Genomic DNA, 14,839 nt, shown 5'->3' with positions numbered 1-14,839 from the left:
GTTGGATAGGTATCTGGCTCGCCTATTGGTGACCCCCACAATATTCGGAATAGGTGTATTTAGCAGCATTTTTCTAGGTAGCGAGATCCTCAGGGTTATCCGCTACGTTACAGAATACGGTGCGTCTTGGAAAACCGCCGGGTTACTCCTTTGCTTAGCTTTGCCCCAAATTATGGTCTGGGTGCTGCCGATGGCGGTTCTGCTGGGAGTATTGATGTCTTTGAGTCAGCTATCGGCAAACAGTGAGATCAATGCGATGCGAGCAGCTGGAATGAGTTTTTACCAACTGAGCCGTCCCGCAGTGATAGTGGGGCTTATAGGGATGTGCCTTGCCTTGGTAGTGAGCGCGTACGTTTTGCCTAAAGCCAACTTGCACAGTGCGCGGATCGTCGCTGAGGAGGTAAAGGGGACCAGCTTGTCAATGGTTCAGCAAAATGTTATCCTTAGAAGGTACGAGAGGCAGCGCATGACTTGGTTTCTCTATGCAGCGGAGTTCGATGGACAAGCCCAGGTCATGTACGATGTCACCATCATGGACCTAGCTGATGGTAAGCCTCAGGTCACGACCTATGCTAAGTCTGTATATTGGGATGAGGATCAATGGTATTTGAACGATGCCGAAGTATACTACCATGATCCGGAAGAGGGAATATCCACTATCAGGTTTGGCCAGGGACGACAGCCCGCCGATATTGCCTTTCGACCGACAGATATTGCTAGAAGCCAGAAATCTCCCGACGAAATGACAACCAGAGAGCTGAGAGAGTATATTAATATTTTGAAAAGTAAGGCGGGTTATATAGATCGCAAACTGCTCACAGAATATCACTCTCGCTATGCAATGCCGGCTGCTGCGTTGATGTTTTCCCTTGTTGGTGCTCCCTTGGGTGTTCAGTCACATCGTTCCGCGTCATCGGTCGGGTTTGGCATGAGTATGGCGATAATCCTGGTCTATTACGTCGTCATGACCTTTGGTATTGCCCTAGGGGAAAGTGGGGCATTGCATCCCTTTTTGGGGGCTTGGTTGCCAAATTTGGTTCTGATGGTTGCTGCAGTGGTGCTTATCATTAAGGTAAAAAAATAGTGGATTGGAGGGTCGGATCGTGGGCGGTCTAATAATACTCGTGCTCCTCGTTATCGGTGGTATTATTGCCTTTATCGGCGACCGCATTGGGATGAAAGTTGGCAAAAAGCGGCTGACCCTTTTCGGGATTCGACCCAGATACACTTCGATGATCATCACGATCTTCACCGGCATAGTAATTGTCGCTGCCAGTGTGGTAATTTTGTCTATTGTGTCAGAAGATGTGCGGATGGCTCTTTTTCACATGGAAGAGATCAAAGAGGCTTTAGCTACGAGCGAAAGCCGCTACTTGGAAAGTCAAAGATTGCTCAGTGAGGCCGAGGCGCTCCTGAACGAACAGCAAGTTAGGGTAGAATTGTTGCGGTTGGAAGTGGAGGCCAAAACCGAGGAACTATCCCTAGTGGAAAAACAACGGAATGACGCCATGACTGAATTGGAAGCGGTGCGACATGAATGGACGGTAGCCATGGAAGAGCTCGAGGAGGTGCACAACGCTTATCTGGAGGCCAAGACAGCGCTGGTTAACACCGAAGAGCGACTGGTGTTCGAAAGGGAGCGAGTAGAGACTCTGAAGGCGGCTAGCGAGATGATCCAGGCAACATTGCAGGAATTGCAGCAACGGGAAGCCATGCTAGAGGCCAGGATCGTTGACCTCTTTGAGCAGTATCAAGCACTATATGATGCGTACCAGAGATTCAGCGAACAGATGCGTTATGGTCACTTTATCTTCACTACCAATGAGATCGTTTATGCTCAAGTTATTGAAGGTGGCAAAGGCTATGATGCTGCCCAGCAGGACCTCGTTGAATTCTTGTTGAACGCCAATAAGATTGCTCTGAATCGAGGTGCTCGTATTGAGGGCAAGGATGATTACGCCCTTGTGCTTCTGTCAGAGGAACACTTTGACCAGGTGGTTCGTATTCTCGGCAATGAAAGTGGACATTATGTAGTTCGTGCTATGTCCTATGGCAATACTGTAATGGGAGAGCCGCTGGTGATCTGGTTTGATCTGAAACCTAGACAAAAGGTCTTCGATAAGGGTGCGGTAATTGCTAGTGTTACGGTAACCGATGCCCAAAATATTGAAGATATAATACTGGCACTTTTGCGTCAAGTAAATGAACTGGCCATCGTGAAAGGGATGATTACCGATAGCGAAGGGCGAGTGGGGCAGACAACTGGAGAGGAATTTTTCGAAGCCATCGCCGCTGTGCGGGAGGCGGAGGGTGAAGTCATCGTCAATGCCGTGGCACGTCATGAGACGTGGAATACGGGTAAACTACAAATCGGGTTTGAGGTAATTGTAACCGAGGGAACGGAGTAATGGTACGGAGAATTGCTGGGTTATCGGGATGGAAACTAAGACCCGCCCAGGTATTGGGTTTAGGATATCTGATTGTGATTCTGGGTGGAGGTCTACTGCTTCAGATGCCCGCTTCCTGTCAACCCGGTGTGCAGTTGTCGTTTCTTGATGCTGTTTTCATGGCTACTTCCGCCACTTGTGTTACTGGTTTGAGCGTCTTGGATGTAGCTACTAGTTTTTCCACATTTGGTCAACTGGTCATCATGCTACTCATTCAAATTGGCGGATTGGGGATCATGACTATCTCAACCTTGTTTGCCCTGTTGTTGGGGAAGCGTATCGGGCTGCGTCACCGGCTGGCTATTCAGGAAGAACTAAACACCATTACCCTATCCGGTGTGGTGCGTTTGATTCGATTAGTTCTGGGGTTAAGTCTTGGGTTAGAAATCCTTGGTGCTGGTTTTCTTTTTATCCGTTGGATGGGCAAGATGCCCATCGGACAAGCGCTGTATTTTGCTGTGTTTCATTCAGTCTCTGCTTTCAATAATGCAGGGTTTGTCATTCTTGGTCCGAACCTTGAGGCATATGTGGGGGACGTGCTCGTAAACATAGTGCTATCTCTGCTAGTGATCGCCGGTGGATTAGGTTTTCTGGTGATCGGTGAGTTGTTACTTAAGTCTCTCTTGCTGAGGTCGTCCTTTCGGAGATTGTCTTTGCATTCTAAGCTCGTGTTGGTTACTACCTCGCTACTGATGGCCAGTAGTTTTGTCTTCGTGTTCTGTGTGGAAGGAAACAACCCACTTACCTTAGGTCCATTAGAGGGTGAAACGAAGCTTCTTGCCACGTGGTTTCAGTCGGTTTCGCCTCGCACTGCCGGATTTAGCACTATTCCTGTAGATGGAATGCGTGCGGCTACCCTCTTCTTTTTCATCTTCTTGATGTTTATCGGCGCTTCGCCTGGCTCTACTGGTGGGGGCATTAAGACAACGACTGCCGCGTGTCTTGTGATGACTGTGATTAGTACAATCAAAGGTCAGAGTGACACAGTAGTCTTTGGTCGACGCATTCCGGAGACTACCGTTCGTAAAGCGTTGAGTATCGTGATACTAGCCCTAGTCTTGGTGTTAACAGTGACCTTGGTGATGTTGGTGATCGAGGACTTGCCAGTACTGGACGTGATTTTTGAGGTAGTCTCCGCCTTTAGTACAACAGGTTTGTCTACGGGGATTACTCCCTTACTGTCCTCTTCCAGCAAACTTCTTTTGATTATCCTTATGTTTGTGGGAAGGATAGGACCTGTTACCCTGGCGTTGGCTTTGGGTCGCAAGTTTCATGGCTTTCCAGGTTCTGGAGTAAGGTATCCCGAAGGAACAGTGATTGTGGGTTAGAAGCGCGAGGTGTTCACAGATGCAACCAATGAGCTTTGCTGTTTTGGGCTTAGGCCGATTCGGTACCAGTGTGGCCCAGGAGTTAAGCGAGAGAGGCTATGAGGTTATTGCGGTGGACAAAGATCCCGAAAGGGTGGCCAATATCGCCGATCGCGTGGTTAAGGCCGTGGAGGCCGATACTACCGACGAGCGTGCCCTAGATGCGATCGGTGTACGGAATGTGGATGTGGCCATCGTAGCGATTGGCCAAGATATTCAGGCCAGCATCCTTACTACTTTGCTCCTAAAAAACATAGGTGTGCAGAGGGTTTGGGCCAAAGCCCAGAATCATCTCCATGGCACGGTATTGGAGAAGGTGGGCGCAGATCGCGTTGTGTTCCCGGAACGGGATATGGGTGTCCGGGTGGCTCAGGCTTTGGTTTCTGTGAACTTGTTAGACTATATGGAAATCGCTCCCGAATACCATATTGCTGAGACCATTGTTCCCCCGAGGTTTGACAACAAGACCTTGGGCGAGATAGATCTGCGCAAGAAGTACGGTATTACAGTGCTGGTAGTGAAAAGAGGTGATGAGGTCAACATTTCGCCCGGTGGCACGGACCGGTTGTTTGCTGGCGATATTCTGGTAGTCATTGGATCTAGAAAGCAGCTTGAGCGTTTTCAGCGGGATTGATCCCGTTACGATTTGAGACATCACTCAAGACAGAATTTGTTGCTTTCCACTTACTGCAGCCCCTTTCAGCTGAAGATATCTTGCATTTCAAGAAGGATTTTGCAGGCAACTAGCGAATGTGATATTGAAGTGCCGGATGTTGTCTGTACGCGATCTCCATCTAGCGTCCGGCAGGTACATTGCCGAAAGGGAGGTGCTATTCTTTCGTAGTAGCGCAGATACCAGCCGGGCAGTTGAGTATATCATAGATTGAGATTGAAATCGAAACTGTCGTACCCTATGGAGGCACCACTTACATAGGGGATGTGTGTGAAGGAGTTTGACATGCTTATGAGGGAGGGTACTATCACATGTTAAAACGAACAACGCCTGTAGTTGTTGCGATCCTTGTACTTGTGGTAGGATTAGTTTTTACTACTCATGCATCAAAAATGCCGTTTCCGGATGTGCCCGATCATCATTGGGCCTATGATGCCATTGTTGATCTGGCTGCGGCTGGAATCGTCATTGGTTATCCTGATGGAGAGTTTAAGGGTAGCAATGCATTTACCAGGTATGAAATGGCCATGGTGGTATCCCGGCTCATCGAGGATATCAAAGACTTTGCGGCCTCTGAGATCGATTGGCAACTGGATGAAAAGTTGCAGAGCTTTGCGGCCCGCATCAGCGAGGATGTATCTGGAGAGCTGGCGGATGTAATCGCTGCAGAGCTTGATGCCCTTTCTGCCAAGTTTGCCGAGGCCATGGCTGTCCTAGACAGAGCATCCATGGAGCAAAAGGAAGAGATTAAAGCTAGTCTAGAAAAGGCGAAGCTTGGTTTGCAGGCTGACTTTGACGCTGCAAAGGCATTGCTTCTTGAGCAGTTGACAGCTGAACAAGATGCCTTTAAACAGCAGATCGAGGTCTACGTTAGAGCCCTCGTAACCGACTTGGTTGCGGAGAGACTCAGTGAGCTCACTCCCGGGCTCTCCAAGGAAGAAGCTTTGGAGTTGCTGGTGAGCAGTGAAGAGATTGCGGAACTGTACAACGATCTCGACCAAGTAAGGCTTATTGCCGAATTGGCAGCCAGTAGCACTGAACGACTGGATAATCAGTTGGCTGACTACGCTAAGGCTCTGGCGGAGGCCCAAGTGGCGGTGGAAAGGGCTCTTGAGGTTGCCCGTGTCAGCAGCGAGATTGCCGAGGCCAGTAAGGACGCAGCCACTGAAGCTATGCGCATTGGTAATGTTGCCTATTCCACAGCCGCAGAGGCTCAGCAGCAAGTGGCTGAGATTCAGAAGGTTGTGGCTGAACTTGAGACCTTGAGTGACGTCACTGCTGCGACGGCAAACCGGGCTGAGGCTTTAGTGCAGCAGTTTGGAGACGTGCTGGACAATGAGATTAAGGAGATGGCTAAGAACGCCGTCCAGAACAGTGATTTGGCTCTGACTAGATCCACTGAAGCTTTGGCCTATGGGCAAGAGGCAAAAACCTTAAGCGAAGATGCTTTGAAAGTGGGACAGAGTGCTCAGGTTTCGGCGACCGAGGCATTGACTGTGGCCAAAGAAGGATTCGAGGTCAGCAAGTCCGCTGAGCAGATTGCCCGCGAAGCATCTGAACTGGCAACCAAACTTCAGCAAGTGGTCGACGTGCTCAATAGCCAGATGGAGTCCTTTGATTTGCAGTTGGCTGCGTTGTCCAAGGACACCGATGCATTGAAGGCTCTGATCGATCTTAAGACTGCCTCCATTGTTGAGCAGCTGACAGTCGTTAAAGCTGATCTTGCTGAGGAGATTGACGCGGTCTATGCGTTCGTCAATGCGAGGAATGCCGTTATCGAATCGAAGATTGAGGATGTAGTTTTCCGCATTGGCAGAACAAATCTTGCTTTGGAGCGGGTTGAGGCCGAACTGGATGCAAGCGAGGCTGAATTGCGCGAGGAAATCGATGCGCTTTACGGTTTCTTGTCGCTGTTCGAGTCCAAGGATAGGGTTCTGGAGTCCAAGATTGAAGATGTATTGTTCCGCCTTGGCAGAGCAAACTTGGCTATGGAGCGGCTAGAGGCTAAGTTGGATGGCAGCGCAGCGGAACTTCGGGACGAGATTGAAGGACTCTACGGGGTGTTGTCCATGTACGAGTCCAAGGATAAGATTCTGGAGTCCAAGATTGAAGACGTATTGTTCCGCCTTGGCAGAGCAAACTTGGCTATGGAGCGGCTAGAGGCCAAGCTTGATGGAACCGAAGCAGAACTGCTTGAAGAAATTGATGCGCTTTACGGAATGTTGTCGCTCTTTGAGTCGAAGAATGCAGTTCTACAGTCCAAGATCGACGACCTAATGTTCAGGATCGACCGCACCAATCTGCGTGCTGATCTCCTCGAGGCCAACATTGACCTCTTGGAAGAAAAGGTACAGGCTAACGCAGCTGCCTTGAGTAACTTGCAGGGTCTTGTGGCTACCTTAGATGGGGAAATCAAGGCGCTGAAGGCCAATCAGGTGCAGCTTGAAGCGAGGGTTGCTCAGCTCGAGAAGGGACAGGGCGAGTTGTTTGCCGCAGTGGATGATCTGGACAAGGCTACCACGCAGTTGCGCAAAGATCACGATGCATTGGCTGGTGCCTTTGATGAATTTGTGGCGAAGTTCGGCAATTTCTGGCTGTATGGAGATACCAAGCTAGAACTGGTCAACCGTGCGGTTGTTGCCGGTGATGCCGCTAAGCTGTACAAGGATCCCCATGAGCGGGATAGCAAGTCTTCTTTCCCGGCGGTATATGATCTGCCCACAAGTCAGTTTGCGCACAAGCTGACCATCGGTTTTGAAGCGTATCCCAGTGATAACGTGCTGGTTAAGGGGAACTTGGCGACTCTAACCAACTTCTTCGGTGGTACACCGGACTTTGCGGTGCGGCTTGCTGACATGAACGTAACGGTTGAGACACCGAACGTGCTTCGTCTGGTCTATTTTGGCTCTTTGGATGACAACCAGATCGCTGGTACCTTTGACAAGTACACCATCGACAAGAAGAAGATCGAGAGCCTGAAGATGTTCGGTGCTAAGGCCAACTTGGTGCTGAGCGATAACTTGAGGGCAGATGCATACTTCAGTCGGCTCGATGTTGGCGAGTACCTGGCCGCTGTCTATGGGGAGTACGATATCTCCGGAGGCAAGCTATACGGTCGGTTCGTAAGCTGGTTTACCGATCCCTATGTAGGTGCTGGTGCCCCGGCCTACGCCCGTGACCGTGTTGCCCAAGTTGGTGCCGTAGGTACCGTTGCCAATTTCGACTACGATCTGAAGTACACATTGGATAAGTTGGGTAAAGATCCGGCTAGCGCCACTGAATTGAAACTGAAGACCCGGATCGGTGCTGTAGACTTTGATGTGTGGTTTGGCAATGTAGATGACAATTTCAGTCCTAAGTTTGCGAAGGCTCTAAGCACACAGGACGGCGATCTGTTGCCTGACCAAAGGGAATACGTACTGTCTGCTTCGGTTCCGGTCCTTGGAGCAACCTTCAAGCAAGAAGTGGGTCGGCTGGACACCAGTGTGACACAGGGTCATTACAAACTTAGTAACATCACTGCGCTGAAGGGTGTCGACCTGAGGGGCTTTGTCTTCGATTACGAACGTAGGGATGTAACTACGAACGACGTAAGTGGTAAGAGCGGGCAGGTGGAGAACCTTCTGGAGGCGAAGGCCAACGTGTTTGACTTCAGCCTGCAAGGTGCGTACTTTACCAGAAACCTCGATACCACTGCCGATGTAGATCACATCATTGGGCGTATGTCCCTGAGCAGGAAGATTAACCCCTTCGATCTGCCGGTGGTGTTGACCGTAGACGCGGCCAACTTGCGGATGCTCAGTGCGGACGATCGTCAGCACTACAGAGTGGCCCTGGATATTGATAATATGCCACTTGGACCTGGAATCAGCTTTGATGCTACTTTCCAGTGGATCACTCGGGATATTTTGGATAACAAGTGGACCGAGGTAGACAAGTGGCAAGACAACCGCAAGACTATTGGTGGTCTGAAGTCTGTGATGGATGTTGGTGACGGTCTTAGCTTTGCTGCCGGTTACCAATTGACCACCACAGAGGATCTGGTTACCGCGGCGGTAACGGAGAAGATCGGGACTGCCAGTATTGGCTTGGACTATGTTGGCAGGCTCTTTGACACTAATATTGGTGTAGGGATAGCCTATGACCAGAGCAATGACCTGCTGAATAGTGTAAGCCTTGCTCCGGAGACTAAGCTGTCCTTGACGGCAGACCGCGAGGTTTACGGTGGTAGTCTGCGTCTGGAAGCAAAGCAAAGCACCGGTCTTGACGTGAAGAGGTCCGATCGGTATACTGCTCGCACGGCTGACGTGAAATACGTGTACCCGCTGGGTAACGGATTTAACCTGTCTTTGAGCAGTGAGTATGCGTCCCTTAACTGGGAAACCAACGTGGATGAGGATTACAAGGTTTGGGAAGCCTTGGCTACCGTTGGTTTTACCTTCTAAGGTGGATATAGGTAAAGCCCCTGGGCGCGCCCCGGGGGCTTTCTTTTGTTGTTCTTTTCGTGGCGGCGACATTGGAAGTCTTGCCTTGGATCGGGGTAAGCTGTTATTCCCCATATTTTGCGTAAAGTAGGGTATTGTAAGGTTTGCTTTCTCCTCTTGTCCTCTTTTGGTGATTTGAAGCAGTGTTGTCTGGTTGACGAGGCTGATCGGATAGAGTATACTTCGTATCAAGGGATAAATTGGCTATTGCCTATGCCGCCCTCATGTTGGGTCAAGACAATGAAGGAGACAAGAATTTGCGGATCATAGCTATTGACCCAGGTAGTCGCAAGTGTGGTATTGCTATAGCTGAGCAGCAGGGAACACTATTTCGTCAGGTTGTCGCCACTGATGAGATGGAAAAAGCCGTGAAGAGACTTATCGCCACCTATCGTCCTCTCTTGATCGTAGTGGGAGACCGGACTTATGGTCGACGAATTGCTCAGCTCTTTGAAGAGACGTTGCCCGTCGTGTTCGTTGATGAGCATGGGTCCAGCGAAGAAGCCCGGCAAAGATATTGGAAGTATAACAAACGAACCGGGTGGCGTCGGTTGTTGCCCACCTCCCTGCAGGTTCCTCCGGAACCCTATGATGATATAGTCGCAGAAATCCTAGCTGAGCGATTCTTCCTGCTACAATAGAGTCTTCTTCTGTTCTAAAGCAAAAAGGAAAAAAGGATAAGCACGGCGAAGATCATATCCTATCAGGTTTGTGTAAGGAGGGCAGATGATGCGGAAATTTCCATGTTTGGTGATGCTCCTTGTTTTGGCATTAACCGGGACTGTCTCTGCCCTGGATTCCTTCAGCGATGTACCTAAAGAACATTGGTCCTACAGTGCCTTTCGAGAATTAGCCGGCTACGGTCTTCTTGACAGTGTATATTCCGCGGGATTTAAGGAAGGACAGACGGTAAGCCGTTATGAAATGGCCCTGTTGGTTTCCCGGATCATAGATGGTTTGAACGTGGGATCGTGGGAAGAGGAAGGAGTCAAGTTTCAGGTATTGAACCCGGCTAGTGCCGAGCTGCTGCTCAAGTTGGAAAAGGAGTTTCGACCGGAACTCGATCTCCTTGGTATTGATATGTCCTACGAGGTTAGCTCCCTGATGAACTGGCATGCTGTTGAAACGGGAGATACTAGCAAGCTATTCTACATTTTTGGCAAGGATGGACAAGACGGCCAGGTGGTGGAGCGATTGTCGAAGCTGCTTGGTCAGGACGAAGAATATCAGGGGCTTGTATTTCCCCTGAAGGATCTGTTGGCTGGAGCTGCCACGCCCTTGGTTCTTAGTATGGTACCCTTGGGTGAAGGTCCCTGGGCGCGTCCTTATGTTTGGCTTCCTGCCAGTGCAGCTTCTCGGTTTTGGAATTCCCAATTGTTGATTAGTCAGCCTGGTGCGAAGGAGGAGAACGACTATCTGGCCGCGGTAGATGGCTACTTTAGGTTGAACGAGCAGTTGGTGATCGATGCTAGTTACGCACTAAGGGCTCCCTCGGGAGTGTGGGACCAGGAAAAGGCTAAGTTTCTGGCCAGTCTTGGGGGAACTTGGGCTGTGGCCGAAGGATTGGAATTGATGGGTGAGTATTCTCAGTCATCACTGTCGGATGATACAGGAAGTTCCTTCCGGATCGGTGCCCATTACAGCAATGAGCTTTTGGAATTGGCAGGCTGGTATCGACGAATCTTGGATGGATATAGCCATCTTACCAGTGATAGTATTCATGAGGGCGATTCGGCCTCATATCAGATGGAATTGCGCATGGGTGATCTGCGGTTTGTTACAGAGTTGGGCCAGAATGCCAATGCCTCTGTTGACGGTGAGGCGGCGATTAGCAAGACTAGATCCATCGGTGTGGACTATACAGTGGATAATGTAGGTGTTCTCCACGCAGGATATGAGTACGTGGACTTGGACAGTCTGCTGAATAAGAAGCTGGGACCTTCCCGTTCTAAGGCCTCGGTGGGGCTAGATGTGCTAATCCCTCAGGGAAAGGTGAAGGCCGGCCTAGTGGTGGAGGGGGAGAGAGATACCGAATCGGACATTGTTAGTACTACTCAGACTACGACTGCTGGCCTGGAATACTTGCTGGGCAACGATCGGAAACTGTTGGCCGATATTAGCCTGCAGTCAGGTAACGTCAGTTCCCTAACCACTTCCTTTGGGTTAGGATTTGAAGTGGGAGGGAAGGCGTTGTTCAAATTGGGATATGAGATGGTTGATTTCTCAGAGAATGATGCGAGCAAGTTAAACCGAGCCAGTGCAGAATTCACGATTAGGTTTTAAGCTTGATTTAAACATATTTTCTATATTCCGCTAAATGGGGGGATAAGCATGGCCAGAAGGTTGAAAAGATTCTCCGCTATTTTGCTTTGTCTGATGTTGCTATCCACTAGTTTTCCTGTTTCGGCCCAAGGAGTCTTGGACAAGATTGCAATCATTGAGGCCATGGTGTATGGTAAGGACTACGATCCCAAAGACATGACACCATTTCAGCGGGTGGCCAAGTTGGAGACAGATCTGTTTGGTAGTAGCGGGAGTTCGATGTCCAGCTTGGTACCGCGGGTTGATTTGATCTGGGACATGCTGGCGCCCGGCGATGAACTGGCCAGTAACCTGGTAATGACACTTACAGCTGTAGAATGGCTGACATTCAATCAGGTGCGGGAGCATGCTTCCCTGATTAAACAGTTGGAGTACATGGAGAATGCATACTATGGAAAGGTTCTCACGGGACCCTTTGACGGAAGAATCAGGGGGATGCTGGAGCTGTTTCCCAATATTGACACTAAGACCGTGGTGGTGCCCCAAGGTACTTTGGTGCAACTAGAACTGTTGAGCCCGATTGACTCCACAAAGAACCGGGACGGTGACGTCATCAACTTCCGGGTCTACGACAACGTGTTCGTAGACGGTGTCTTGGTAATTCCCAAGGGTGCGACGGGTACCGGAGTGATTAAACAGGTAACCCAAGCCAAGCAATTGGGCAGAGATGCCCAAGTGGTGCTGGACCTGGGTACCATCAAGGGTATTGACCGGACGAGTATTGCGCTGATCCCATCACTTAAAGAAGGGGATCAAGAGTCCATGGGACTCGCGGCCTTGCTTGGTACCGCAGGCTTGGTAGTATTGGGGTCGCCCATTGGTGCTGGCCTGGCGTTCATTGTGAAAGGCAACGAGGTCATGATGCCAGTGGGGACGGTAATTGTGAGTGAGATAGTTGAAACAGTAACAATCCACGGGATTCCTGTTAAGTAAGTGAGGAATGGTTTGACTGTCGTTAACCGTGACGGAGCCGCTTCGCGCGGCTCCCTATTTTTGGAACTTCTTACATAACCTTACCTTGCTCCTTCAATCAGTTTGAATGATAGTGCAATAGATCTGGATATCTTTAAGTTCTGGGGTGTGGGTAAATGCGAACGAAGCTTACTCTGATGTTGGTGTTTCTCGTTCTTCTGAGTACAGCAACGGTCAACGGTGCAGGAAATGAATACTTGCTAGCGCCCGGTGACGTGTTGCAGATTTCTGTTTGGGGTCATGCCGACTTACTCACGGTGGTTGAGATTAAGCCCGATGGGTACATCGATGTACCTCCCCTGACTAAAGATATTCTGGCAGAAGGAAAGACTAGCTCGCAGCTAGCGGCAGAACTGGCAGAACTGATGTCAGAGTTGATTGTTAGCCCACGTGTTACAGTAGTGATCAAAGAGTTTCGTACTATCCAGGTACGGCTATTTGGGGAAGTGCGTAACCCCGGCCTGTATCATCTTAAACCCGGAGCCACCATCTCGGAGCTGTTGGCCCAAGCCGGTGGGCTTACCCCCGAGGCTTCTTTGACAGAAGTTCGGCTCACTCGCGACGGTGAGGTACAGCTCATTGACTTTGCCCAGATCCTTCAACAGGGAACAAGGGACGAAATCACCCTAGAATCGGGCGATACAGTTTTTGTACCCAAAGATGAGAAAGTGTTGATCTTAGGTGAAGTTAACGCTCCAGGTGCCTACAGCATCGGTGAGACTACGCGGTTAATCGATCTTCTTGCTTTGGCCGGTGGTCATACGAAAGACGCAAATCTGCGTCAGATTATTGTGCAAGGGGCCGATGGACAGCGGATCATTGATTTTGATTTGCACCAGGCTGGTAAAGGTACCGAAGGCATTCGGTTTAAGGGTGGAGACATCATCTATGTCCCCAAGGTGGAGCAGGCCGTGGTCCTGGGCCAGGTTAGAAGTCCAGGGACCTTCCCGGTGCACGATAAGCTCAGTCTGTTCGAATTGCTGGCGATGGCAGGGAATGTTACCGACGATGCGCTTACCGATGAGATCGTGATTACTCGTACCGCCGGTGACCAACCGGAACGAATCGTGGTGAGCCTGGACAAAGCCTTGGAAGGAGAGACGGCAGACTGTTATATATATGGCGGCGATGTGGTATATGTGCCGCGGGCTGAGCGCGAGGTTATCGTTTTTGGTCAAGTTCAGCGGCCTGGCGTCCATGTCTTAAGACCCGGTAGTCGGCTTACGGACGCAATTGCTCTGGCCGGAGGGTTGACGGAACTAGCGGATCCAACGAAGATTAGTATCAGTTCAAAGGAAACCACTACGCCGCTAGTGGTGGATGCCACCGGGGCCATTTCTGCCCAACCCTATGCTGACAACCCTTACCTAGCGGGTGGGGACATCATTTTTGTTCCTGAGGCCAAGCGCCACGCCATCATCCTCGGTGAGGTCCGCAATCCAGGTACCTACAAAGTCGACGCAGGAATCAGCCTCTATGAGTTGCTTGCCATGGCCGGGGGCTTGACCATGTCTGCGGATCAGCGCAGGATTGCCATTACTCGACAGACAGAACAGTCGGTATTCATGGAAGAGGTCAATTTGGCTAATGCCCTCTTTGCAGAGACCACCGACGCGATGATGGTAAAGCCGGGGGATGTGGTGTATGTTCCCACGGATCAGCGGGGTATATTGGTGCTCGGCGAGGTGCGAAATCCCGGCTACTATAGATTAACCCAGACTCTTACGGTGCTAGATGCCCTGGCTTTAGCCGGTGGCCCTACCACTGCTGCGGATCTATCTAATGCTACTTTGAGTTTGCGTGACGGTGATGCGGTAAGTACGGTGGCAGTGGATTTGAATCGGGTGCTGGAGCAGCCGTTCTCAGCGGAGAATTACCCGTTGTCTGGTGGTGAAGTGTTGCTTGTGCCGAAGGCCGACCGTCAGGTGGTGGTCCTCGGTGAGGTACGGTCGCCGGGCACCTACGAGTTCCGGCCGGATGGCACTTTGCTGGATATGATCGCTTTAGCGGGCGGACCAACGGAAGAGGCTAACCTGGCTGAGGTGACGGTGACAAGAGCTGGCCTTTCCGGACCGGTACTGCACGTGGTGGATCTGGAAGCTTTCCTGAACAATGACCGATCCCAGGACAATATCAAGGTGGCGCCCAGGGATGTCATCTATGTACCCAAGGCCCAGCGACAGATCGCAGTATTGGGTGAAGTACGGCAGCCTGGTGTCTTTAACCTTGGTCAGGGGGTCGGTCTGCTAGATGCTTTGGCTATGGCGGGAGGATTGACCGCCTTGGGAGATGGACAACAGGTTTACCTGTTGGGATCTGATGGTTCGAGACAGGTTTTTGATGTGCAGCGATTGGTTGGCGGGACCTGGGGTCAACCCTCAGTGGAACCGGGCAGTGTGGTGTATGTTCCTCAAGCCCGCAGGGAGATTACCATCCTTGGCGCTGTAGCCCGACCAGGGACTTATACGTTACAAGGTCCTGCTAGGCTCTTGGATGGCTTGGCTATGGCGGGTGGGATCACTGAGGAGGGAGATTCCACTGCCCTGTGGCTCACCTTTGAAGGAAGTCAACCTC

The 14,839-nt window shown here is 50.7% G+C and carries 9 protein-coding genes; all 9 read left to right on the top strand.

Annotation, left to right across the window (positions count from 1 at the left end; all coding sequences use genetic code 11):
* The first annotated feature begins 1 nt into the window (after window position 1).
* The gene (locus GXX57_01715) at window positions 2-1,084 is read left to right on the top strand and encodes a YjgP/YjgQ family permease (protein HHV43372.1); all 1,083 of its coding nucleotides are present in this window, start codon (window positions 2-4) and stop codon (window positions 1,082-1,084) included.
* Between the two features lie 40 nt (window positions 1,085-1,124).
* Window positions 1,125-2,408 carry a DUF3084 domain-containing protein gene (locus GXX57_01710; protein ID HHV43371.1) on the top strand — a complete coding sequence of 428 codons (1,284 nt, stop codon included), beginning with the start codon at window positions 1,125-1,127 and terminating at the stop codon, window positions 2,406-2,408.
* Window positions 2,408-3,775 (top strand): Trk family potassium uptake protein, encoded by a 1,368-nt coding sequence (locus GXX57_01705; protein ID HHV43370.1) that lies wholly within the window; start codon window positions 2,408-2,410, stop codon window positions 3,773-3,775. Before GXX57_01710 ends, GXX57_01705 begins: the two co-directional genes overlap by 1 nt.
* A gap of 19 nt (window positions 3,776-3,794) precedes the next feature.
* The gene (locus tag GXX57_01700) at window positions 3,795-4,448 is read left to right on the top strand and encodes a TrkA family potassium uptake protein (GenBank protein ID HHV43369.1); all 654 of its coding nucleotides are present in this window, start codon (window positions 3,795-3,797) and stop codon (window positions 4,446-4,448) included.
* Window positions 4,449-4,879: 431 nt separating this feature from the next.
* Window positions 4,880-8,932: a hypothetical protein gene (locus GXX57_01695; GenBank protein ID HHV43368.1), complete on the top strand. Its 4,053-nt coding sequence runs from the start codon at window positions 4,880-4,882 to the stop codon at window positions 8,930-8,932.
* Between the two features lie 239 nt (window positions 8,933-9,171).
* Window positions 9,172-9,612, top strand: a complete 441-nt coding sequence (gene ruvX / locus GXX57_01690; protein HHV43367.1) for a Holliday junction resolvase RuvX — start codon at window positions 9,172-9,174, stop codon at window positions 9,610-9,612.
* A gap of 88 nt (window positions 9,613-9,700) precedes the next feature.
* Window positions 9,701-11,254: a hypothetical protein gene (locus GXX57_01685; protein HHV43366.1), complete on the top strand. Its 1,554-nt coding sequence runs from the start codon at window positions 9,701-9,703 to the stop codon at window positions 11,252-11,254.
* Window positions 11,255-11,302: 48 nt separating this feature from the next.
* Entirely contained in the window at window positions 11,303-12,226 is a 924-nt protein-coding gene (locus tag GXX57_01680) for a hypothetical protein (protein HHV43365.1), read from the top strand.
* Between the two features lie 155 nt (window positions 12,227-12,381).
* The coding region (locus GXX57_01675) for a hypothetical protein (GenBank protein HHV43364.1) at window positions 12,382-14,839 on the top strand (2,458 nt) is incomplete at its 3' end.

This window comes from Bacillota bacterium (assembly GCA_012839765.1).
Lineage (GTDB): Bacteria > Bacillota > Limnochordia > DUMW01 > DUMW01 > DUMW01.
Note: the sequence above shows the minus strand (reverse complement) of the source record. Positions and strands in the feature narration are given on the sequence as shown.